Genomic DNA, 22984 nt, shown 5'->3' on the forward strand with positions numbered 1-22984 from the left:
CGGCGGACCGCCCTGACGGCAAGCCGCTACGAGCGGCAGCAGCGGCAGTCTTGGCTACGGCAGATCGAGCAGCGCACACGCCTCGCGGCGCAAGCCGGTCACCGCGTGCGCGCCGTCCTGATCGAAACGCAGCGAGGCCTGGGTCGGCGCGAACGCGGGCCAGCGCGGCAAGCCGGCGCTGTTCGGATCGCCACTGCGCGCGAACGCGGCCCAGTAGCGCTGCAGGTTCAGCGGCGGCTGGCCGATCGGCAGGCCCTTGAACACGAACGGCAGTTCGGCGCTGTGGGTCACGCCGCCGCCGGGCGCGGCCAGGTCGAATTCGTAGTGCCACACCGGCACGCCCTGCCGCGCCTGCGCGCGCGCCACCGCCAGCGCCGGGCAGCGGAACGTCAGGTCAGTGGCCAGTTGCATCGCCGCGTCGCCGTAGCGCGGATCGGGCGCGGCGGCAGCCGTGCGAGACGGCGCCAGCACCCGTGCGGCCTCCACCGGATAGTCGCGACGCAGGCGCGCCTCGGCGCCGCCGGCGCCGCCATAGGTCAGTTCCTGCGCCACGCTGCCGAGCAGCAGCGGCACGCGGTGCTGTGCGCCGGCGGCCAGCATCGCCGCCGGCGCGCGCGGCAGTACATAGCCATCGACGATGGCCTGCAGCCAGACATAGCCGTCGTCGTCCAGCGCGGGCACGTCGACACTCTGCGCGGCCTGCAGCAAGCGCGCGACCGGCAGCCGCCGCAACGCCGGCAGGCGCTGCGCCGCACCGATCCCGGCGCGCTGCGCGATCGCCGCGCCGAGCGCCTCGTTCTCGCCCAGGCTGCGCGGCGGCAGGCCGAAGCCGGCGGTGCCGCTCTGTTCGATCGCCGCGCGGAACAGCCCCTTGGTCAGCGGCGACAGCTGCAGCAGGCCCACGTCCTGCGCGCCGGCGGACTGGCCGAAGATCGTCACCTGCGAAGGGTCGCCGCCGAAGCGGGCGATGTTGTCGCGCACCCAGCGCAGCGCCGCGATCTGGTCGAGCAGGGCATAGTTGCCGGAGGCGCGCTGCCCTGACTCGGCGCTCAGCTCGGGCAGCGACAGGAAGCCGAACACGCCCAGCCGGTACTGCACGGTGACCAGCACCACGTCCTGCTGCACCAGCGAGGACGGCAGGATGTCGGCGCCGCCGGCGACGTTGGCGCCACCGTGGATCCACACCATCACCGGCCGTTTCGCCGCCGGGTCCAGCCGCGGGGTCTGCACTTCCACGTACAGGCAGTCTTCGCTGGAGCGCTGCGCCAGCGCAGCGTTCCATCCGATCGCCGGCTGCGCGCAGGTCGGCGCCGGCTGGCTGGCGTCGCGCACGCCGCGCCAGCGTGCCGGCGCCTGCGGCGCACGCCAGCGGCGCGCGCCGGTCGGGGGCGCGGCGAACGGGATGGCGCGGAACAGCACGCTGCCGTCCGCCTGGATCTGGCCGCGCAGCGTGCCCGCGGGCAAGGTCAGCTGCGGCGCCGGCCCGGCAGCGACCGTTGCGACCGGCGCAGCGGCGAGCAGCAGGCACGCGTACGCCAGGCAACGCCGCAGTACCGGCGTCACCGCGCCGTACCCTGCTGCGCGCGCCAGGCGCCGAGCAGCACCGCGGTGGCGGCGGCGACGTTGAGGCTCTCCACCGCGCCGCTGCCGGGGATCGACAGGCGCAGTTCGCAGGCCTGCGCGAAGGCGCGGTCCATGCCCTCGCTCTCGGCGCCCATCACGTACACCAGGCGCGGCGGCAGCGCCGCGGCGAACACGTCGCCGCCGCCGTCCACCAGCGTCGCCGCCAGCGCGAAGCCGGCCGCGCGCACCTGCGCCAGGGCCTGTTCGGTCGGCGGCAGCCGCACCAGCGGCACCGCCTCGGCGCCGCCCTCGGCCACGCGCGCGGCGGCGCCGGACAGCGCCAGCGTCGCCGTCTCCGGCAGCAGGATCGCGGCGGCGCCGAAATGCGCGGCCGAGCGCAGGATCGCGCCGAAGTTGTGCGGGTTGCCGACCCCGTCCAGCCACAGCGCCAGCGCCGGGCCCGGGGCCAACGACTGCAGCCAGGCCGCCAGCGGCAACGCGTCCTCGCGCAGCACGTCGGCGACCACGCCTTCGTGGTGCGCGCTGGCCGCGAGCTTGTTCAGATCGGCCTCGTCCACGATCCGGTAGCCGACGCGATTGGCCGCGCACCACTTGAGCAAGGGCTGCAGCGCCGGGATCCGCGCCTCGGCCAGGTACAGCTTGCGGATCGCCTCGGGCCGGCGCGCGTGCACCGCGCGCACCGCGTTGAGCCCGTACAGGCGCAGTTCGCCGCGATTGGCGTCGGCAGCGCGCGGTGCGGCGGCGACGCGTTCGGGCGGCGCCGGCGGGCGCGGGCCGCGCGGGCTCTTGCCCCAGGGATTGTTCATCGCGGCACGCTCGGCCGCGTGGTGCCCGGCGCGCGGACGGCGCACGGGAAAGTAAGGACATGGCACATGGGCAAGGTCTCCTGGAGCAACGGCAACGCGCCGCATCGGCGCGACCGGGGGATTTTCGCTCATCCCCGGCATCGCCGGTGAAAACCGCTGCACGCATGGCCAAGCGCCCGCGGTCCGCCTGGCCAGCGCCGGCGCGGCAAGACGCATTGCGGTTACCGGTTTCGGATGCGGCGGCGAGGATTTGCCGCCACACCGATGGCGTTGCCGTCACATCGCGCGCCGTCGCTCCGCCGGCTGGCGATCCGCGTCAGCGGGCGGAGCAGCTGGCGCGACGCTGCCAGCGCAGTGCCGCGTGCTGGCCCGGTCATGCCTGGGCACGGCCTACGCCGATCACTCCTTGCGCGGCGCCTGCTGCAGGCGCTCGTGCCACAGGTCGGCGTTCTTGATACCCAGCGGCACCGGATCGAACACCGGGTCCAGCCCGGCCTTCTTCTGCCGCTCGTAGTCGCGCAACGCCAGCAGCGCCGGCTTCTGCAGGATCAGGATGGCGATGATGTTGAGCCAGGCCATCAGGCCCACGCCGATGTCGCCCAGCGACCACGCCAGCTTGGCGTCGTGGAACGCGCCGAAGATCACCATGCCCAGGATGCCCAGCCGCAGCACCAGCACGGTCAGCGGGCGCCGGCGGTTGCCGTTGATGTAGCTGAGGTTGGTCTCGGCCATGTAGTAATAGGCCATGATCGTGGTGAAGGCGAAGAAGAACAGCGCCAGCGCCACGAAGCCCGCGCCCCAGCCGGGCAGGATCGCGTCCACCGCGGCCTGCGCGTAGCCCGGGCCTTCCTGCACGCCGCGCAGGCCGGAGAACAGCGGCTCGCCGCCGCTGGGCGCGTACACGTTGTACTTGCCGGTGGCCAGGATCAGGAACGCGGTCGCGGTGCACACCATCATCGTGTCGAAGTAGATCGCGAACGCCTGCACGTAGCCCTGCTTGGCCGGGTGCGAGACCTCGGCCGCCGCGGCGGCGTGCGGACCGGTGCCCTGCCCGGCCTCGTTGGCGTAGATGCCGCGCTTGACCCCCCACTCCACCGCCAGGCCCAGCAGCGCGCCGAACGCGGCGTGCGCGCCGAACGCGCTGCGGAAGATGAGCGAGAACATCTCCGGCACGCGCTCGGCGTTGAGCGCCATCACCACCAGTGCCATCAGGATGTAGCCCAGCGCCATGAACGGCACCACGATCTCGGCGAAGTTGGCGATGCGCTTGACCCCGCCGAAGATGATCACCGCCAGCAGCAGCGCGACGGTGATGCCGATGCCCAGCTTCAGCGCCTGCGCTGCCGGCAGCCCCATCCACAGCCCGTCGAGCGGGCCGCACAGCGGGCCGCCGCGGCAGGCGTTGACCACGCTGTCGGCGATCGCGTTGGCCTGCACGCCGGGCATCAGGAAGCCGGTGGCGGCGATGGTGGCGATCGCGAACAGCAGCGCGTACCACTTCAGGCCCATCGCCTTTTCGATGTAGTAGGCCGGACCGCCGCGGTAGCGGCCGTCGGCGTCCTTGACCTTGTAGATCTGCGCCAGGGTCGATTCGATGTACGAGGTGGAGGCGCCGAAGAAGCCCATCACCCACATCCAGAAGATCGCGCCCGGCCCGCCGAAGGCGATGGCGGTGGCCACGCCGGCGATGTTGCCGATGCCGATGCGGCCGGCCATGGACATCGCCAGCGCCTGGAACGAGGACACGCCGGCGTCGGATTTCTGCCCGCCGATGGTCAGCCGCAGCATCTCGACGAAGCCGCGCACCTGCATGAAGCGGGTGCGGATGGTGAAGTATAGGCCGGCGGCCAGGCACATGAAGATCAGCGCCTTGCTCCAGATCAAGCCGTTCAATGCTGTGATGATCGATTCCACGCAGTTCCCCGAGGCGCAAGAAGGATGCCCCGGCGACGGGGGCTGGTTCGATTGTGCATGAATCGGCGATGACCGCGAAGCGCGGCGTTCACCGCGGCACGTGCAGGCGGCCGAACAAGAGCAGGTCGTGCAGCCGTTGCTGCTTGCGCAGCGCGCCGCGGCGCACGCCTTCGCGCACGAACCCGTTCTTCTCCAGCACCCGCGCCGAGGCCGCGTTGCCGTCCAGCACGCTGGCCTCCACGCGCAACAGCCCGAGCGCGGGAACCGCCCAGTCCAGGTACGCGGCGACGATCCGCGTCATCCGGCCCTGGCCCCAGTGCTGGCGCCCCAGCCAGTAGCCCAGTTCCGCCGCATGCGCGCGCTCGCCGTGGCCGGGGCGCAGGGCGATGCCGCCGCAGGCCTCGCCGCCGATCTCGATCGCCAGCACCGGCTGGCTCAGGTCGACCACGTGCCCGCCCAAGAACGCTTCGCCGTCGGCGCGGGTGTAGGGATGCGGGAAGCGCTCGCTGAGTCCGCGCACCACCTGCGCATCGTCGGCATGGCGCAGCAGCGCATCGAGATCGTCGCGGCGCCAACGGCGCAGCTGCATGTCGTCCACGCTCAGGCGCAGCTCGCGCCAGGCCGCGGCGCAGGTGTCATCGGGCATCAGCGGTCTCTCGTGCGGATGAGCGGCCGAGCATAACCGGAGCATTGCGTGCCTGTCGGCAGGGCATGTGCGCCGCAGAGGCACCGCCGCGACGTGTCGCAGCGGCGCCTCTCGCCGCTGCCGTCGCGACTCCGACGCGCGACAGGCCGCCGAAAGGTCTGCGCGCGCTAATGCACTGCGCCCTCCCCTCCCCCGCGATCGTCACGAGCCGTCCCGATGCATCCCGCGCCCTCCGCCGCTGCCGCACGGATTCCGATCTTCATGTACCACAACATCGCGCAGGCGCCGCCGCAGCTGCAGGTGTACCGCAGCCTGTACGTGGCGCCGGCGCGCTTCGCCCGGCAGATGCGGCTGCTGCGGCGGCTGGGCTACCGCGGCGTGTCGATGTCCGAAGCCGCGCCGTACCTGCGCGGCGAACGCCGCGGCCGGATCGCGGTGGTGACACTGGACGACGGCTACGCCGACAACCTGCATGCGGCGCTGCCGGTGCTGCAACGGCTGGGCTTCAGCGCCACCGTCTACGCGGTCAGCGGCAGCATCGGCCGCCACAACGACTGGGACGCGCAGAAACTCGGCATCGAGAAGCCGCTGATGACCCTGGCCGAACTGCGCCAATGGCGCAGCGCCGGCATGGAGATCGGCGCGCACACCCGTTCGCATCCGCGCCTGACCGCCTGCAGCGATGCCGCGCTGCGCGAGGAGATCGGCGGCTGCAAGCGCGAACTGGAGGACCTGCTCGGCGAACCCGTCGCCCAGTTCTGCTATCCGTACGGCGATGTGGACGCGCGCGTCGCCGCGGCGGTGCGCGAGGCCGGCTATGTCGCCGCGACCAGCACCCGGCGCGGCCGCGCCGTGCCCGGCTCGGACCCCTGGCGCTATCCGCGCATCCAGGTGGCGCGGCACCACCTGCTGCCGCAGTTCGCGCTGCGCGCGCTGACCGGCTACGAGGACCGGCGCGCATGAACTTCCTGTTCGTCGGCACCAATCCCGAGAACACCGGCGCGGCGACGCATTTCGTGGCCTTGGCGCAGGCACTGGCCGGCGCCGGCCACCACGTCGAGGTCGTCGCCTGCGCAGGCGGGCTGATCGCCGAGGAACTCGACCGCAGCGGGATCCAGGTGCATTTCGGCCACTTTCGCAACGCGCTCGATCCGGCTGGCTACGCACCGCTGCTGCGCCTGGCGCGGCGCCTGCGGCCGGATTGGCTGGTCGGCAATTTCGGCAAGGAGTACTGGCCGTTGCTGCTGGCCGGCCACGCGCTCGGCGTGCGTGTGGCGCTGTTCCGGCATCGCGCGCCGGCGATGCGCGCCTTCTCCGGCTACGCGATCCCGCGCCTGGCCGCGCGCTTCTTCGCGGTATCGCGCTATGCGCGGCAGGCCTATCTGCAACGCGGCGTGCCCGAGGCGCTGGTGCAGGTGCTGTACAACCCGGTGAACATGGACAGCCTGCGACCGGATCCGCAGCGCGGCCGCCAGGTCCGCGCCATGCTCGGCCTGCCCGAGGAGGCGATCGTGGTCGGCTACAGCGGCCGCCTGCAGGTCGGCAAGGGCATCTTTCCTCTGATGGAAGCGGTGTCCGCGGCGATGGCGGTCGAACCGGCACTGCATTGCCTGTGGCTGGGCGACGGCCCTGATGCGGCGCGCCTGCATGCGCAGAGCAGCGGCCAGGCTACGTCCGCACGGCACCGCTTCGTCGGCTGGGTCAACGACGCCACTCCCTACTACAACGCGATGTCGATGCTGGCGTTTCCGTCGCTGGCGCCGGAAACCTTCGGCCGGGTCTCGGTGGAGGCACAGGCCAGCGAAGTGCCGGTGCTGGCCAGCCGTATCGGCGGCGCGGTGGAGACGCTGGAGGCCGGCGTCAGCGGCGAACTGTTGCCGCCGGGCGACGTGGGCGCCTGGCGCGACGCGATCGTGCGCATGTGCGATGCGCCGCGGCGCCAGCGCATGGGACAGGCCGGCCGCCAGTTCGTGCAGCGCCACTTCGCCGGGGCGGTGATCGCCGCGCAGTTCGTGCAGGCACTGCAGGCGCCGCGCCGCGCGCCGCAGCGGCTGGCCCAGGCGCAGCCGGAGCCGCACTGAGCCGCGCCGGCGCCGCGCTCAGGCGTGGCCGCCCACCGACGGCGTCTGCGCCTCCAAGTGCTGCAGGCGTTGCTTCAGCGCGTCCGGCGAACGCGTGTACGGCGCCAGCAGCGCGTAGAACGCCGGCACCACGAACAGCGACAACAGCGTGGACACCGACACCCCGAAGATCACCACGATGCCGATGGTGGCGCGGCTGGCCGAGCCGGGTCCGCCGGCGACCACCAGCGGGATCGCGCCGACCACGGTGGCCAGCGAGGTCATCAGGATCGGCCGCAGCCGCACCGCCGACGATTCGACGATGGCCTCGCGCACGCTGCGGCCCTCGTCGCGCAACTGGTTGGCGAACTCCACGATCAGGATGCCGTTCTTGGCCGCCAACCCGACCAGCATGACGATGCCGATCTGGCTGAACAGGTTGAGCGTGCCGCCGCTGAGCGCCAGGCCGATCAGCGCGCCGAGCACCCCCAGCGGCACAGTGAGCATGATCACCAGCGGATGGATGAAGCTCTCGAACTGCGCCGCCAGCACCAGGTACACGATCAGCAGCGCCAGCGCGAAGGTCAGCAGCACCGCGCCGCCGGCCTTCTGGTATTCGCGCGATTCGCCCTTCCAGTCGATCTGCGCGTAGTCCGGCAGCTCCTCGCGCGCCACCTGCTGCGCCCAGACGATCGCCTCGCCGAGCGGATAGCCCGGGGCCAGGCCGGCGTTGATGGTGATCGCGCGCAAGCGGTTGAAGCGGTGCAGGTTGCCCGGCTCGGCGACCTCGCGCAGCGTCACCAGGTTGGACAGCGGGATCAGCTGGCCGCCATCGGCGCGCACGCGGATCGCGGCCAGGTCGTCCGGGGTGGCGCGGCCGTCGCGGCTGGCCTGCAGCATCACGTCGTATTCCTCGCCGTTGTCGACGAAGGTGGTGACCTGGCGCGCGCCCATCAGCGTTTCCAGGGCGCGGCCGATCTCGGTGACCGGCACGCCGAGGTCGGCGGCGCGCTGGCGGTCGATCTCCACGCGCATCTGCGGCCGGGTTTCCTTGTAGTCCGAATCGGCGCCGACCAGGCCCGGGTTGTCGCCGATGCGCGCCAGGATGCGGTCGCGCCATTGCGCGATCTCGGCGTAGTCGGGGCCGCCGAGCACGATCTGGAACGGCTGCCCGCGGCTGTTGACCAGGCCGCCGCCGACCTGGGTGCGCGCGCGCACGCCGGGCAGCGCGGCCAGTTCCTGCTGCAGCTGCGCGGCGACGTCGGCGGTGGCCACCTCGCGCTGTCCCCAGTCCTGCAGGAACACGCTGACCCGCCCGGTATGCATCTCCTCGCTGACGCCGAAACTGCCGGGCACGCGCGGGTTGGCGCGCCGGATCGGCTTGTCCTCGCCGCGGTGGCGATCGAGGATGCCCTCCACCTGGTGCATCTGCCCGACGGTGTAGTCGAAACCGGCGCCCTCGGGCGCATCGATCATGACCTGGAACGACCCGCGGTCCTCCGCCGGCGCCAGTTCCGACGGAATGCTCCGCGCCAGCAATGCGCTGGCGGCGACCGCCGCCAGCATCAGCGCGCCGAACAGCCAGTAGCGGCCGACGTGGCGCTCGAGCACGCGCCGGTAGCGGTTGCTGATGCCCTGCAAGCGCGCCTCGATCCAGCCATGCACGCGGTTGGGCTTCTCCTTGGCGTGCGCCTTGAGCAGCTTGGACGACATCATCGGCGTCAGCGTCAGCGCGACGAACGCGGAGATCGCCACCGCCGCGGCCAGCGCCACCGCCAGCTCGCGGAACAGCCGGCCGGTGTTGCCCTCCAGGAAGCCCACCGGCAGGAACACCGCCACCAGCACCGCGGTGGTGGCGATCACCGCGAACGCGACCTGCGCGGTGCCTCGCCGCGCGGCGACCAGCGCCGGCTCGCCCAGGTCGACGCGGCGCTGGATGTTCTCCACCACCACGATCGCATCGTCCACCACCAGGCCGATGCACAGCACCAGCGCGAGCAGGGTCAGCAGGTTGATCGAGAAGCCGAACGCGTACAGCGCGATGAACGCGGCGATCAGGCACACCGGCACCGTCACCGCCGGGATCAGCGCGGCGCGCACGCTGCCCAGGAACAGCCAGATCACCACCAGCACCAGCACCACCGCCTCGATCAGCGTGTGGTACACGCGCTCCACCGAGGCATCGATGAACACGGTGGTGTCGAAGGCGACGAAGATGTTGGTGCCCTTGGGCAGGCTCTGCTGGATCTGCTGCGCGGCCGCGCGCGCGGCGCGGGCCACGTCCAGGCTGTTGGCGGTGGAAGTCTTGACGATGCCCAGGCCGACGTTGGGCACGCCGTTGCTGCGGAAATAGGCGCGGCGTTCGGCCGAGGCCAGCTCCACCTTGGCCACGTCGCCCAGCCGCACCACGTAGCCGTCGCCGCCCTTGCGCAGCGGGATCGCGGCGAAGTCCGCCGGCGTGCGGTAGCCGCGCTCCACGCGCAGGGTGAAATCGCGGTCGGCCGATTCCAGCCGCCCGGCCGGCAGTTCCACGTTCTCGCGCGCCAGCGCCGCTTCCACGTCGGCGACGGTGAGCCCGCGCGCGGCCAACTGGTCGCGCTCCAGCCAGATCCGCATCGCATAGCGCTGGCGCCCGCCCAGCCGCACCTGGGCCACGCCGTCGATGCTGGACAGGCGGTCGACCACGTAGCGCTCGGCATAGTCGGACAGCTGCAGCGCATCCATCGTGCTGGAGCTCATGTTGAGCCAGATGATGGCGTCGGCATCGGCCTCGACCTTGGCGATCTCCGGCGGATCGGCTTCGTCCGGCATGCGGTCCAGCACCCGGCTGACCGCATCGCGCACGTCGTTGGCGGCGGCCTCGATGTCGCGGCTGACGCGGAACTCGATGCTGATGTCGGCCACGCCGTTGGAACTGCGCGCCTCGATCGTCTCGATGCCTTCGATGCCGGCCAGCGCATCCTCCAGCACCTGGGTGATGCGGCTTTCCACCACCGCCGCCGATGCGCCGGGATAGCGAACCTCCACCGAGACGATCGGCGGATCGATCGCCGGCAGCTCGCGCAGGGTCAGGCGGCTGTACGCCATCACCCCCAGTACCACCAGCAGCAGGCTCATCACCGCGGCGAACACCGGCCGCGTGATCGAGACGTCCGACAGTTTCATCGGCCGCGGTCCGCGGCGCCGTTCGCGCCACCGGCGCCGGGCGCCGCCGCGGCGGTATCGACCACCGCCACGCCCGGGCGCAGCTTGCCGGTGCCGTCGACGACGATGCGCTGGCCGGCGGCCAGCCCGTCCAGGATCTCGACCAGGCCGCTGCGGCGCACCCCGGTGCGCACGTCGACGCGCTCGACCTTGCCGTCGGCACCGACCCGGTACACGAACGACTCGCGGCCGACCTGCACCACCGCGATCTCCGGGATCACCAGCGCCTGCCGCTCGGGGCGGTACAGGCGCACGTCCATCAGCATGCCCGGGCGCAGCGCGCGGTCGGCGTTGTCGAAATCGGCGCGCACGGTGATCGCGCGGGTGGCGCTGTCCACCCGCGCATCGACGGTGCTGACGACGCCCTCGAAGCTGCGCCCCGGATAGGCCACGCTGGCGCCGCCGACCTTGTCGCCGACCGCCACCGAGGCCATCGCCGCCTCGGGCACCTGGAAGTCCACGTAGACCCGCGCCACGTCGTCGAGCGTGGCGATCGTCGCATCCGGGGTCAGCAGCGAGCCGGGGCTGATCTGGCGCAGGCCGAGCACGCCGGCGAACGGCGCGCGCACGCTGCGGTCGCCGATGTCCGCGCGCATCTGCAGCACCCGCGCCTCGGCGGCATCGCGCAGCGCGCGTTGCGTGTCCAGCTGCGCGCGCGACACCAGCTGCCGGCCGACCAGCTCACTCTGCCGCCGGTACAGCTGCTCGGCCTCGGTGAAGGTGGCCTCGGCCTCGCGCAGCGCGGCCTGCTGGCTCTGCCCGCGCAGCGTCACCAGCGGCGCGCCGGCCGCCACCTCCTGGCCGCTGTCGAAATGCACCCGCTCCACGATCTCACTGACCTTGGCGGTCAGCGTCACCGATTCGCGCGCCTTGACCGTGCCCAGCGACGACAGGCTGTCGCTCCACGGCCGCACCGCCGCCGTCTGCAGCGTCACCGGCACGGCGTCGGCGGTCTTCGCCGGCGCGGGCGGCTTGCCGCAGGCGATCAGGGCGATGGACAGCGAGACGAGGCACGCCAGGCGGACGCCGGCGCGTGGTCGGTGCGGCATGAGCATCCCGGACGCAAGAGGTTTAGCCCAGTTTAACGGGACGACGTGACGGTCGTTGACACAGACCGGCCATGACCAACGACCCTTGCCAGCGCCGCCGGACGCCCTTCGCCAGCGCCTGCCGCCACGCCACTGGCGGTGCAGGCGCCAGGTCATCGAACCGGATTACCCGCTCAGGCGGAGCCGGACCCGCGACGGCGGGTGAAGTACGGGTACGCCGCCATGAACGCGAGCGCGCAAGCGCTGCCGAACAGCGCGCGCAGCGCCTGGCCGGCGCTGTGCGGGATCTTCCACGCCTGCAGCGCGCTGTCGTACCAAGTCAGCTGCAACAGCAGCACGCCGAACACCGCCATCGGCAGGCCAAAGACGAACCAGCCGAACACCCGCAACGCCGGTTTGGTCCGCCGGTCCTGCAGCTTGCCGACGATCTCGGTGGTCGCCAGGTGGTACTGGAACGGATCGCTGGTGGAATACAGCGGACGCTGCGTCGGTGGCGGTTCCGGGCGCACCGGCTGATCGGTCACCTGTTCCACGGCCGCCGGCGCGACCAGCTCGGTGACATTGGTCCTGGCCAGCAAGGCCTGCATCTTCGGATCCACGCGTTCCCCCTGAACGTCGTGCGGCCGCTGCGCCACTCGCGCCGCCGCCGCGTGGACACGGCCTCCGGAGCGGTCGCCGCGGATCCCTACCGCATCCCTGCTGCCATAGCATGCGCAACATCGCCGCGGCCGGCAATGCCGGCGCGGCGGCATCCGTGCCTCAGCGCACGAGCGGCGCGGCGCGCTGCTGCTGCCGCAGCGCGCTGCACAGCCGGATCGTCTCGGCGGTCTGCGCCAGGCCGCGATCGGCGCCGCTGAGCTGTTGCAGGCGTGGCGCGAAGAACGCCTCGAGGCGCTCGGCCTCGGCCACCTCGCAGCCGCCAGACGCGGCCAGCGCCGGCAGGCGGCCGCCGTCGAAGGACCCGGACCGCGCGACGAGGCGGTCGAAGTGGGCGGTGTACCAGCTCCACATGGATTCATGGGTGGCGGCATCGGCATGCGCGCCCATCAGCAGGCTCGTCATCTCGCCGACCTTGACCGCGTCGGTCAGCGCGACATCGCGCACCTTCTGCAGTTGCCGCGGATCGCGCACCATCGACAGCGCAGCGATCATCGCGTTGCGCTGCGCCGGTTCGCCATGACTGCGCAGCGCCGCCAGCAGCGCGTCCACGGCCGCGTCGCCGCGCTCCTGCACCGCCACCGCCAACGCACTGCCGAGCAGGTCCGGATCGGCGGCGGCGAAGTCCGGGCCACGGCCGTTGCTGCCGGCCAGCACCGCATCGCCCTGCGCCAGCAGCGCCTGGCGCACCGCCGGCACGCCCAGCTCCACGCCGAGCAGGCTGGCCAGATCCGTGCGCAGCGCCACGTCGTCGGCGCTGTCGCTGGCGCGGCGCCGGTAGCCCAGCGCCTGCAGGCGCGCACCAAACGCCTGTTCGGCCTGGCTGCGCAGCGCGGCACGTTGGGCGTCGTCGGTCGCCAACACGCGCCAGATCCAGCCGAAGCGGTCGACCAGCGCGGTCGCCACCGGCGCGGCCGGTGCCGGCGCCAGCCGCTGCATCGCCGCGACCACGTCGGCGCTGTCGGCATCGCCCCTGCGGAACGCCGCGTCGATGGCATCGGCATAGGCGAGCTTTTCGGCGTCGCCGAGCGCATCCAGGTGGCGGCCCAGCGTGTCCAGCTGCGCCTTCGGCAGGCCGAAGCGGTAATAGCCGGCGCCCTCGGCGTTCGGCAGCACCCAACTGTTCTTGTCGGCGCCCTGCAGCACGATGCTGCCGTCGGCGCCGGACAGCATCGTGCAGGCGCGTCGCGCGCCTTGCGCGGTGCCGTACTTCACGCACACCGGCAGGCCCCAGCTGCGCGCGGCCTCGCCGCTGGAGCCCAGCGGCAGGTAGCGCTGCTGCTGCAGCCGCAGCACCGCGCCCTGCCTGCCGGGCTCCAGCCGGGCCTGCACGTAGGGCACGCCGGGCTGGTCGAGGAAACTGCGGAAGGCGGCCTTGAAGTCGTCGCCCTTGCCGGCCGCCACGGCGATCGCATCGATCAGGTCGTCGGCGGTAGCGTTGCCGAAGCGGTGCGCGGCGATGTAGCTGCGCATCCCGGTGCGGAAGGTGTCGGCGCCGACGAAGGCCTCGAACATCCCCAGCACCGCCGCACCCTTCTTGTAGGTGATGCTGTCGAATGCGGTCTCGATGTCGCCGTTGCCGGTGATCGGCTGGCGGATCTTGCGCGCGCTGACCAGGCTGTCGTTGTCCATCGCGGTCTGCGCGGATGCGACGCGGTCCAGGTCGGCGCGGTACTCCGGGCGCAGCTGCATGGTGATCTTCTGCTGCATCCAGGTGGCGAACGCCTCGTTGAGCCACAGGTCGTCCCACCAGGTCATGGTGACCGTGTCGCCGGTCCACTGGTGCGCCAGTTCGTGCGCGGTGACGTTGAACGAGCCCTGCAAGTTGCGCCGCGGCGAATCCTCGTCCAGCAGCAGCAACCAGTCGCGGAAGGTGACGAAGCCCGGGTTCTCCATCGCGCCGGCGGAGAAATCCGGCGCGGCCACCAGGTCGAGCTTGTCGAACGGATAGCCGAAGCCGTAGTAGTCCTCGAGCGCGGTGATGATGGCCGGGGTCTGTTCCAGCGCGCGCCGGATGCGCGGCCCCTGGCCCTGCGCGGTGACGCCGCGCAGCGGCGTGGCGTGCGCGCGCTGCGGCGTGGCCGGCAGCGCCGGTGCGTCGACCACGTCCCACGGGCCGACGCCGTAGGCGACCAGGTAGGTCGGCAGCGGCTCGGTCTCGGCGAAGCGCACCGTCTTCCAGCCCTTGCCGGCGGGACTGGTGGCGACGGCCTGGGTGTTGGCCAGGGCCTGGTCGGCCTCGGGCACGGTCAGGCGCAGCGCGAACGGGGTCTTCAGCGACGGCTCGTCGAAGCCCGGGAACGCGTAGCGCGCGCTGATCGGCTCCATCTGCGTGAGCGCATACGCATGGCCCTGGTATCTGACCTGGTACAGACCCTGCAACTGCTGGTTGAGCGGGGCGCTGTAGGCGATCGTCAGGGTCAGTTCCTGCGGCTGCAGCACGCGACCGAACGCGATGCGCGCCACGCCGGCCTGCGCGTCGGCCTGCGCGTAGCGCACCGCGAACGGCGTGCCGGTGGCGGTGCGCAGCGTGGCCTTGGCGACGCGCAATTCCTTGCCGTGCAGCCAGAGGTGGTCGGACGCCTGCGCGAGCCGCACGCGGATCGTGGCGGTGCCGCTGAATGAGGGCTGCGCCGGGTCGATCTTCAGGTCCAGCGCGTAGTGCTGCGGCACCGCCCAGGGCGGCAGGCGCCCGCTCGGCACCGCGTCGGGCGCCTGCGCAAAAGCCGCGCCGCAGCACAGCGCCAACACAGAGGGCAACAAGGAAAGCGACAGGCGGGCCATGGGACGGCTTCTTCGACGGCGAGGAGCCGTGGACTTAAGCACGCGCGGCGCCGGGTGTCATGTGGCCGAGGACCCATGCGCGTGCGCGCGGGCCGGTGTAGCGCCGGTCCCTGCATGCGCGCTGCAGCGCGTCGCGCTCGCGGCGAACGCGACGCAGCTACCGGTGTGCGCCGGACAGCGCGCTGCCGCAGCTCAGTCCTGCGCGTCCAGCCAGGCCAGCACCCGCGCCGCCAGCGCCTCGGCGTTGTCGCCATCGGCCTGCAGGTGCAGTTCCGGCTGCGCCGGCGCCTCGTACGGCGAATCGATGCCGGTGAAGTTGGGGATCTGCCCGGCGCGCGCCTTGGCGTACAGCCCCTTGACGTCGCGCGCCTCGGCCACGTGCAGCGGCACGTCGACGAACACCTCGACGAACTCGCCGTCCTCGAAACGCGACCGCGCCATCGCGCGCTCGGCGCGGAACGGCGAGATGAAGCTGACCAGCACGATCAGCCCGGCGTCGGCCATCAGCCTGGCGACCTCGGCGACGCGGCGGATGTTCTCCACCCGGTCCTCGTCGGTGAAGCCGAGGTCGCGGTTGAGGCCGTGGCGGACGTTGTCGCCATCGAGCAGGAAGGTGTGCCGGCCCTGCGCATGCAGCCGCTTCTCGACCAGGTTGGCGATGGTCGACTTGCCGGCGCCGGACAGGCCGGTGAACCACAGCACCTTCGGCGCCTGGCCCTTGATCCGTGCGCGCGCCGCCTTGTCCACGTCCAGGTGTTGCCAGTGCACGTTGCCGGCGCGGCGCAGCGCGAAGTCGAGCGTGCCGGCGGCGACGGTGGCGTTGCTCTGCCGGTCGATCAGGATGAAACCGCCGAGCGCACGGTTGCGCACGTACGGCTCGAACGCGATCGGTTCGTCCAGCGCCAGGTTGCAGTAGCCGACCTCGTTGAGCTCCAGGCGCTTGGCCGCCAGCCGCTCCTGCGTGTTCACGTCGATGCGGTGCTTGATCTCGCTGACGCTGGCCGACACGGTGCGGGTGCCGAGCTTGAGCCAGTACGGGCGCCCCGGCAGCAACGCGGCATCGTCCATCCACAGCACGTGCGCGGCGAACTGGTCGGCCACTTCCGGCGGGTCGCCGGCGGCGGCGATGACGTCGCCGCGGCTGATGTCGATCTCGTCGGCCAGGGTCAGCGTCACCGCCTGCCCGGCCACCGCGTGCGCGACATCGCCGTTGCCGTCGAGCACCCGCGCCACGGTGGAGCGGCGCGCCGACGGCAGCACCACCACCGCATCGCCCGGGCGCACCTGGCCGGCCGCGAGCGTGCCGGCGAAACCGCGGAACTGCTGGTTCGGGCGATTGACCCATTGCACCGGCAGGCGCAGGCCGCTGTCGGCGTCGCGCGCTTCCAGGTCCAGGCCTTCCAGGTGTTCGAGCAAGGCCGGGCCGGCGTACCAGGGCGTGCGCGCGGACCGCTGCGACAGGTTGTCGCCGTCCAGCGCCGACAGCGGGATGCACTGCACCTGGGCGATGCCCAGCTGCGCGGCCAGCGCCCGGTAGCTGGCGGCGATCGCGTCGAAGGTGGCCTGGTCGAAGCCGACCAGGTCCATCTTGTTGACCGCCAGCACCACGTGGCGGATGCCGAGCAGCGAGACGATGTAGCTGTGGCGGCGGGTCTGGGTCAGCAGGCCCTTGCGCGCATCGACCAGCACCACCGCCACGTCGGCGCTGGACGCGCCGGTGGCCATGTTGCGGGTGTACTGCTCGTGGCCGGGGCAGTCGGCGACGATGAACTTGCGCCGGTCGGTATCGAAGTAGCGGTAGGCCACGTCGATGGTAATGCCCTGCTCGCGCTCGGCGGCCAAGCCGTCGAGCAGCAGCGCGTAGTCGATCTCGCCGCCACGGGTGCCGTGGCGCTTGCTGTCGGCGCTGAGCGCTGCGAGCTGGTCGTCGAACAGGCGCTTGCTGTCGTACAGCAGGCGCCCGATCAAGGTGCTCTTGCCGTCGTCGACGCTGCCGCAGGTGATGAAGCGCAGCAGCGGTTTTTGTTCGTGCTGTTGCAGGTAGGCGGCGATGGCGTTGCCGCCGTCGCCGCGGGACTCGGGACTCGGGACTCGGGACTCGGACGACCCCGCGAACTGAGAGTCCGCGCCGGACGCAGACAGTCGCCCAACGGCCGAATCTGGGGTCTCAAGTTCCGGTGCTTTTTCGAGTCCCGAGTCCCGAGTCCCGAGTCCCGCATGAATAGCCATCAGAAATACCCCTCCAACTTCTTCTTCTCCATCGACGCGCCCGGATCCTGATCGATCACCCGCCCCTGCCGCTCCGACGAGGTCGCCAGCAACATCTCGGCGATGATCTTCTCCAGCGTGTCGGCCTGCGATTCGATCGCGCCGGTCAGCGGATAGCAGCCCAGGGTGCGGAAGCGCACATGCCGCAACTGCGGCACTTCGCCCTCGCGCAGCGGCAGCCGCGCGTCGTCGACCAGGATCAGCGCGCCGTCGCGCTCCACCACCGGGCGCTCGGCCGCGAAATACAGCGGCACCACCGGAACCGACTCGCGGTAGATGTACAGCCAGATGTCCAGCTCGGTCCAGTTGGACAGCGGGAACACGCGCACGCTCTCGCCCGCATGGACCCGGGCGTTGTACAGATTCCACAGCTCCGGGCGCTGGTTCTTCGGGTCCCAGCGATGCTTGTCGTTGCGGAACGAGAACACCCGCTCCTTGGCCCGCGCCTTCTCCTCGTCGCGGCGCGCCCCGCCGATCGCCGCGTCGAACCTGCCCTGGTCCAGCGCCTGCTTCAGGCCCTGGGTCTTCATCACGTCGGTATGCACGGTGGCGCCGTGGGTGAACGGGCCGATGTCCTGGGCGATGCCATCGGGATTGATGTGCACCCGCAGGTCCACCCCGGTCTCGGCGGCGCGGCGGTCGCGGAACGCGATCATCTCGCGGAACTTCCAGCGCGTGTCCACGTGCAGCAGCGGGATCGGCGGCGGCGCCGGCGCGAACGCCTTCAGCAGCAGGTGCAGCAGCACCGAGCTGTCCTTGCCGACCGAATACAGCAGCACCGGATTGCGGAACTCGGCCGCCACCTCGCGCAGGATGTGGATGCTTTCGGCCTCGAGCCGGTCGAGGTGGGACAGGGCGGAAGACTGCATCGGGGACAACGCGAGGCTCATTGGAAAGGGGATGTGCCGAGGGTAGCAGCGCCCGCGGCGCCTGGGGCGACCGGGGCCGGCAGTGTGTGATGCGCCAGGCGGGCACTGAAATAAGCGGGGGGCATAAGCCGATAACCCCTGCTCCTTTCTGCGCTGCGCAACGGATCCCTAACATCGGTCATCCCTTCTTCCCACCCGGACCGGTCATGACCGCCGCCTCGCCCGCGTTGCCGCCCAGCCCCTTGCCCGACGAGCGCAAGGCGCTGCTGGCGCGGACGGTGGAGGGGCTGGATGCGGCCAGCCTGTGGTGGCTATCCGGCTATGCCGCCGGCCTGGCCCAGGGCCAGGGCCATGCGCCGCCATCGCTGGCGGTGCTGCCGGGCGGTGCGGCGGCCGGCCAGAGCGCGCAGCGGCTGAGCGTGGTCTACGGCAGCCAGACCGGCAACGCGCGCCGCGCCGCCGAACAGCTGGCCGCCGACGCCGAAGCGGCCGGGCTGACGGTGCGGGTGCTGCGCGCCGACGCCTACCCGACCCGCGAACTGGCCAACGAGCGTTTGCTGTACGTGGTCATCAGCACCCAGGGCGAAGGCGATCCGCCGGACGATGCGATCGGCCTGGTCGAGTTCCTGCAGGGCCGGCGCGCGCCCAAGCTGCCCGAGCTGAAGTACGCGGTGCTGGGCCTGGGCGATTCCAGCTACGCCGACTTCTGCGGCATCGGCAAGCGCATCGATGCGCGCCTGGCCGAACTCGGCGCGCAGCGGGTGGTCCCGCTGGGCGAGGCCGACCTGGACATCGACACCGTGGCGACGCCGTGGCGCACGCAGGCGCTGGCGCAGGCGCGCGAACTGCTGAAGAGCGCGGCCGCACCGTCGGCGACGGTGACCCCGCTGCGCGGCGCCGCCACCGCCAGCTGGAGCCACGCGCGCCCGTTCGCCGCCGAGGTGCTGGCCAACCAGCGCATCAGCGGCCGCGATTTCAAGGGCCCGCGCTATGCCGCGCATGGCGACGCCGACAAGGACGTGCGCCACCTGGAGCTGTCGCTGGCCGGCAGCGGCCTGCACTACGAGCCCGGCGACGCGCTGGGCATCCGCCACCGCAACCCGCCGGCGCTGGTCGAGGCGGTCTTGACGGCGACGCGACTGGACGGTCATGCGCACGTCACCGTCGATGCGGAAACTCTGCCCCTGCACGAGTGGCTCGCCGCGCATCGCGAACTGACCCGGGCATCGCGGCCGTTCCTGGCCGCGGTCGCCCGTCGCTCAGCCGCGCCGGCGCTTGACCAGCTGCTCGACCCTACCCAGACCGCCGGTCTGGCGGCGTTGCTGGACGATCACCAGGTGATCGACGTGCTGCGACGCTGGCCGGCGGATTGGGACCACAGCGCGCTGCTGGACGCGCTGCGGCCGCTGGCCCCGCGTCTGTATTCGATCGCCTCCAGCCGCAAGCGGGTCGGCGAGGAAGTCCACCTCACCGTCGACGTGCTGGCCTACCAGGCGCACGGCCACGCCCATGGCGGCGCGGCCAGCGGCCATCTCGCCGCCCTGGCCGAAGGCGACAGCGCCGCGGTCTACATCGAACCCAACGAACGCTTCCGGGTGCCCGCCGACGGCAGCCGCGACATCCTGATGATCGGCCCCGGCACCGGCGTGGCCCCGTTCCGCGGTTTCGTCCAGGAACGCGCCGAGAGCGGCGCCGGCGGCCGCAACTGGCTGTTCTTCGGCGCCCGCCACTTCAACCAGGACTTTCTGTACCAGGCCGAGTGGCAGCAGGCGCTGCGCAGCGGCGAACTGCAGCGGCTGGACCTGGCGTTCTCGCGCGACGTGCAGCCGCTGCGCGACGGCAACCTGCCGCACAAGGTCTACGTGCAGCAGCGCCTGCGCGAGCACGGCCGTGACGTCTACGACTGGCTGCAGAACGGCGCGCACCTGTACGTGTGCGGCGCGATCGGCATGGGCAAGGACGTGCACGCCACGCTGCAGCAGATCGTGGTCGAACACGGCGCGCACAGCGCCGAGGACGCCGCGGCCTATCTCACCTCGCTGCAGCGGGAGGGGCGGTATGCGCGCGATGTCTATTGAGAAGTCGGGACTCGGGACTCGGGACCCGGGACTCGAAGAACGGAAGCCGGTGAAGCCTCAGTACGCGATCGTGCGCTTTTCCGAGTCCCCAGTCCCGAGTCCCGAGTCCCGCAAATGAGCCACTCCGTAGAAGACATCAAAGCCGAAAGCCGCCGCCTGCGCGGGTCGCTGCTGCAGAGCCTGGCCGATCCGGTGACCGGTGCGCTGCGCGAGGACGACCAGACGCTGATCAAGTACCACGGCAGCTACCAGCAGGACGATCGCGACCTGCGCGACGAGCGGCGCCGGCAGAAGCTCGAACCGGCCTACCAGTTCATGATCCGCACGCGCACGCCGGGCGGCGTGATCACCCCGGAACAGTGGCTCAAGCTCGACGCCATCGCCACCACCTACGGCAACCATTCGCTGCGCGTCACCACGCGCCAGGCGTTCCAGTTCCACGGCGTGATCAAGCGCGAGCTCAAGGCGACGATGCAGGCGATCAACGCCGCGCTGATCGACACGCTGGCCGCGTGCGGCGACGTCAACCGCAACGTGCAGGTCGCCGCCAACCCGCTGGCCTCGCGTGCGCACGCCACGCTGTACGCCGACGCGGCGCGGGTGTCCGAGCACCTGCTGCCCAACACCCGCGCCTACTACGAGATCTGGCTGGACGAGGAGCAGGTGGCCGGCAGCGGCCGCGAAGACGAGCCGGTGTACGGCGACACCTACCTGCCGCGCAAGTTCAAGATCGGCTTCGCGCTGCCGCCGATCAACGACGTGGACGTGTTCGCCAACGATCTGGGCTTCATCGGCGTGGCCGGCGCCGACGGCGAACTGGCCGGCTACAACGTCAGCATCGGCGGCGGCATGGGTGCGACCCATGGCGACGCCGAGACCTACCCGCGGGTGGCCAACGTGATCGGCTTCATCGCACGCGACCAGCTGCTCGACGTCGCCACCGCCGTGGTCACCACCCAGCGCGACCTCGGCAACCGCACCGTGCGCAAGCGCGCGCGCTTCAAGTACACCATCGACGACCATGGCCTGGATGTCGTGGTCGCCGAGATCCAGCGCCGCGCCGGCATCGTGCTGCAGCCGACCCGCGCGTTTTCCTTCGCGCACAACGGCGACCGCTACGGCTGGAGCGAAGGCGAGGACGGCCGCGCGCACCTGACCCTGTCGCTGCCGGCCGGGCGCATCGCCGACCATGACGCCGGCGCGCGCCACCTCAGCGGCCTGCGCGAGATCGCCGAACTGCTGCAGCGCGCCGGCGATGGCGCGCATTTCCGCATGACCTCCAACCAGAACCTGGTCATCGCCGGCATTCCCGCCGCGCAGCGCGAGGCGGTCGACACCCTGGTGCGCGCGCATGCGCTGGACGCCGGCAACCAGGCGCGCACCGCGCTGGCGCGCGCGGCGATGGCCTGCGTGGCGCTGCCGACCTGCGGCCTGGCGATGGCCGAGGCCGAGCGCTACCTGCCCGACTTCGCCGGCAAGCTGGAGCCGTTGCTGGACCGGCATGGATTGCGCGAGGCGCCGATCCTGCTGCGCATCTCCGGTTGCCCGAACGGCTGCTCGCGGCCGTACCTGGCCGAGATCGCGCTGGTCGGCAAGGCGCCCGGCCGCTACAACCTGATGCTCGGCGCCGATCACCGCGGCCAGCGCCTGAACACGCTGTACCGCGAGAACATCACCGAGCCGGAAATCCTCGACGCGCTGGACCCGCTGTTCGCGCGCTATGCCGGCGAACGCGATGCCGACGAAGGCTTCGGCGATTTCCTGCACCGCAGCGGGCTGGTCGACCTGCCTGCCTACCCCACCCACCGCCATCTCATTCCTTCGGAACTGCACGCATGAGCGCCCTGCCCGCCTCCGCCCCACACGACTCCGCCAACGCCCCGGCGACGGCATGGGATCTCGACGCGGTCAACGCGCTGCTGGCGCCGATGACTGCGGTGCAGCGCGTGGCCTGGGCGCTCGAACACGGCCCGGCCGAGGCCGCGCTGTCCTCGAGCTTCGGCGCGCAATCGGCGGCGACGCTGCATCTGCTGACCCAGCAGTTGCCGGAGATCCCGGTGATCCTGATCGACACCGGCTACCTGTTCGCCGAGACCTATCGCTTCGCCGACGCGCTCAGCGACCGGCTCAAGCTCAACCTCAAGGTGTACCGGCCGCTGGTCAGCCGCGCCTGGATGGAGGCGCGCCACGGCCGCCTGTGGGAACAGGGCATGGTCGGCATCGAGCAGTACAACAACCTGCGCAAGGTCGAGCCGATGCGCCGCGCGCTGGACGAACTGAAGGTCGGCACCTGGTTCACCGGCCTGCGCCGCAGCCAGTCCGACAGCCGCGCGCAGACCCCGTTCGTGCAGAAGCGCGGCGAGCGCTACAAGATCAACCCGATCGCCGACTGGAGCGACCGCGACCTGTGGCAGTACATGCAGCAGCACGGCCTGCCCTACCACCCGCTGTGGGAGGAAGGCTACGTGTCGATCGGCGACTTCCACACCACCCGCCGCTGGGAACCGGGCATGCGCGAGGAAGACACCCGCTTCTTCGGCCTCAAGCGCGAATGCGGCATCCACGAGGATGTCTGAGTCTGCGTGAGGAGCGACGCATGCCGCGGGGCGTCACAGGCCACCGCACGCCCCTGTAGGAGCGACTTCAGTCGCGACGAACGAAGCCATAGACCATCCGGCGTCGAATGCCATCGGAACTGAAGCCCCCTCACAGTGCACAGCCGGTTACGCGCGGCGCTTTGCAGGAGCGGTTTCAACCGCGACGAACGGAGCGGCGAACCTTCCGCTTCGGATAGATACGGTCGGGACTGAAGTCCCTCCTACAGTGCACCCAGCAGCCGCCTCGCGCAGCCCTCCTGTAGGAGCGGCTTCAGCCGCGACGAACGAAGCGGCGAGCCTTCCGGCTTCGGGATGCCGTCGGGACTGAAGTATCTCCCGCAGTGCACCCGATGAGCTGACCGCGAGTCCCTGTGGGAGCGACTTCAGTCGCGACGAGCGGAACGAGGAACCTCCCGGACTCGGATGTCATTGAGACCGATGTCTTCCACAGCGCCACCAGTGAGCTGA

The 22984-nt window shown here is 71.4% G+C and carries 15 protein-coding genes; 5 read left to right on the forward strand and 10 right to left on the reverse strand.

Annotated elements, in window-relative coordinates; all coding sequences use genetic code 11:
- Window positions 1-54 precede the first annotated feature (54 nt).
- The 4 genes from NUG20_RS16375 to NUG20_RS16390 form a co-directional block, all read right to left on the reverse strand.
- Complete coding sequence (locus NUG20_RS16375; RefSeq protein WP_263395486.1) at window positions 55-1563, reverse strand: carboxylesterase/lipase family protein; 1509 nt, start codon at window positions 1561-1563, stop codon at window positions 55-57.
- Window positions 1560-2390, reverse strand: coding sequence for a TrmH family RNA methyltransferase (locus tag NUG20_RS16380; protein ID WP_263395487.1), 831 nt, complete (start codon window positions 2388-2390; stop codon window positions 1560-1562). The genes NUG20_RS16375 and NUG20_RS16380 overlap by 4 nt, the downstream gene beginning before the upstream one ends.
- Before the next feature lie 399 nt (window positions 2391-2789).
- Complete coding sequence (locus tag NUG20_RS16385) at window positions 2790-4304, reverse strand: alanine/glycine:cation symporter family protein (protein WP_263395488.1); 1515 nt, start codon at window positions 4302-4304, stop codon at window positions 2790-2792.
- A gap of 88 nt (window positions 4305-4392) precedes the next feature.
- Window positions 4393-4950: a GNAT family N-acetyltransferase gene (locus NUG20_RS16390; RefSeq protein WP_263395489.1), complete on the reverse strand. Its 558-nt coding sequence runs from the start codon at window positions 4948-4950 to the stop codon at window positions 4393-4395.
- 216 nt (window positions 4951-5166) lie between these two features.
- On the opposite strand from NUG20_RS16390, the gene NUG20_RS16395 reads away from it, so the two are divergent.
- Together NUG20_RS16395 and NUG20_RS16400 are read left to right on the forward strand one after the other, a co-directional pair.
- A complete protein-coding gene (locus NUG20_RS16395; protein ID WP_263395490.1) occupies window positions 5167-5913 on the forward strand; it encodes a polysaccharide deacetylase family protein in 747 nt (248 codons plus the stop codon).
- Complete coding sequence (locus NUG20_RS16400) at window positions 5910-7031, forward strand: glycosyltransferase family 4 protein (RefSeq protein ID WP_263395491.1); 1122 nt, start codon at window positions 5910-5912, stop codon at window positions 7029-7031. The genes NUG20_RS16395 and NUG20_RS16400 overlap by 4 nt, the downstream gene beginning before the upstream one ends.
- A gap of 18 nt (window positions 7032-7049) precedes the next feature.
- On the opposite strand, the gene NUG20_RS16405 is transcribed toward NUG20_RS16400, so the two are convergent.
- The 6 genes from NUG20_RS16405 to cysD all read right to left on the reverse strand — a co-directional run bounded on the left by NUG20_RS16405 (window position 7050) and on the right by cysD (window position 17841).
- Window positions 7050-10175, reverse strand: coding sequence for an efflux RND transporter permease subunit (locus tag NUG20_RS16405; protein WP_263395492.1), 3126 nt, complete (start codon window positions 10173-10175; stop codon window positions 7050-7052).
- Entirely contained in the window at window positions 10172-11263 is a 1092-nt protein-coding gene (locus tag NUG20_RS16410) for an efflux RND transporter periplasmic adaptor subunit (protein WP_263395493.1), read from the reverse strand. The genes NUG20_RS16405 and NUG20_RS16410 overlap by 4 nt, the downstream gene beginning before the upstream one ends.
- Before the next feature lie 173 nt (window positions 11264-11436).
- Window positions 11437-11862, reverse strand: coding sequence for a hypothetical protein (locus tag NUG20_RS16415; RefSeq protein ID WP_263395494.1), 426 nt, complete (start codon window positions 11860-11862; stop codon window positions 11437-11439).
- Between the two features lie 160 nt (window positions 11863-12022).
- Complete coding sequence (locus NUG20_RS16420; RefSeq protein ID WP_263395495.1) at window positions 12023-14704, reverse strand: M1 family metallopeptidase; 2682 nt, start codon at window positions 14702-14704, stop codon at window positions 12023-12025.
- A 192-nt stretch (window positions 14705-14896) separates the two neighbouring features.
- Window positions 14897-16756, reverse strand: coding sequence for a sulfate adenylyltransferase subunit CysN (gene cysN / locus NUG20_RS16425; protein ID WP_317852752.1), 1860 nt, complete (start codon window positions 16754-16756; stop codon window positions 14897-14899).
- Between the two features lie 176 nt (window positions 16757-16932).
- Complete coding sequence (gene cysD, locus NUG20_RS16430; RefSeq protein ID WP_263395497.1) at window positions 16933-17841, reverse strand: sulfate adenylyltransferase subunit CysD; 909 nt, start codon at window positions 17839-17841, stop codon at window positions 16933-16935.
- A 206-nt stretch (window positions 17842-18047) separates the two neighbouring features.
- Here cysD and NUG20_RS16435 point away from each other — a divergent pair, with 206 nt between their 5' ends.
- From NUG20_RS16435 to NUG20_RS16445, 3 genes are all read left to right on the forward strand, one after another.
- Window positions 18048-19919 (forward strand): assimilatory sulfite reductase (NADPH) flavoprotein subunit, encoded by a 1872-nt coding sequence (locus NUG20_RS16435; RefSeq protein WP_263395498.1) that lies wholly within the window; start codon window positions 18048-18050, stop codon window positions 19917-19919.
- A gap of 114 nt (window positions 19920-20033) precedes the next feature.
- A complete protein-coding gene (gene cysI / locus NUG20_RS16440; RefSeq protein ID WP_263395499.1) occupies window positions 20034-21758 on the forward strand; it encodes an assimilatory sulfite reductase (NADPH) hemoprotein subunit in 1725 nt (574 codons plus the stop codon).
- The gene (locus tag NUG20_RS16445) at window positions 21755-22495 is read left to right on the forward strand and encodes a phosphoadenylyl-sulfate reductase (protein WP_263395500.1); all 741 of its coding nucleotides are present in this window, start codon (window positions 21755-21757) and stop codon (window positions 22493-22495) included. The genes cysI and NUG20_RS16445 overlap by 4 nt, the downstream gene beginning before the upstream one ends.
- The last annotated feature ends 489 nt before the right edge of the window (window positions 22496-22984 follow it).

Source organism: Xanthomonas sp. CFBP 8443 (assembly GCF_025666195.1).
GTDB lineage: Bacteria > Pseudomonadota > Gammaproteobacteria > Xanthomonadales > Xanthomonadaceae > Xanthomonas_A.

Bases quoted from the DNA above. Each gene is read 5' to 3' on its own strand.
- NUG20_RS16380 (WP_263395487.1), bottom strand. From the start codon at position 2,390: ATGAACAATCCCTGGGGCAAGAGCCCGCGCGGCCCGCGCCCGCCGGCG.
- NUG20_RS16390 (WP_263395489.1), bottom strand. From the start codon at position 4,950: ATGCCCGATGACACCTGCGCCGCGGCCTGGCGCGAGCTGCGCCTGAGC.
- NUG20_RS16395 (WP_263395490.1), top strand. From the start codon at position 5,167: ATGCATCCCGCGCCCTCCGCCGCTGCCGCACGGATTCCGATCTTCATG.
- NUG20_RS16400 (WP_263395491.1), top strand. From the start codon at position 5,910: ATGAACTTCCTGTTCGTCGGCACCAATCCCGAGAACACCGGCGCGGCG.
- NUG20_RS16405 (WP_263395492.1), bottom strand. From the start codon at position 10,175: ATGAAACTGTCGGACGTCTCGATCACGCGGCCGGTGTTCGCCGCGGTG.
- NUG20_RS16410 (WP_263395493.1), bottom strand. From the start codon at position 11,263: ATGCCGCACCGACCACGCGCCGGCGTCCGCCTGGCGTGCCTCGTCTCG.
- NUG20_RS16420 (WP_263395495.1), bottom strand. From the start codon at position 14,704: ATGGCCCGCCTGTCGCTTTCCTTGTTGCCCTCTGTGTTGGCGCTGTGC.
- cysD (WP_263395497.1), bottom strand. From the start codon at position 17,841: ATGCAGTCTTCCGCCCTGTCCCACCTCGACCGGCTCGAGGCCGAAAGC.
- NUG20_RS16435 (WP_263395498.1), top strand. From the start codon at position 18,048: ATGACCGCCGCCTCGCCCGCGTTGCCGCCCAGCCCCTTGCCCGACGAG.
- cysI (WP_263395499.1), top strand. From the start codon at position 20,034: ATGAGCCACTCCGTAGAAGACATCAAAGCCGAAAGCCGCCGCCTGCGC.
- NUG20_RS16445 (WP_263395500.1), top strand. From the start codon at position 21,755: ATGAGCGCCCTGCCCGCCTCCGCCCCACACGACTCCGCCAACGCCCCG.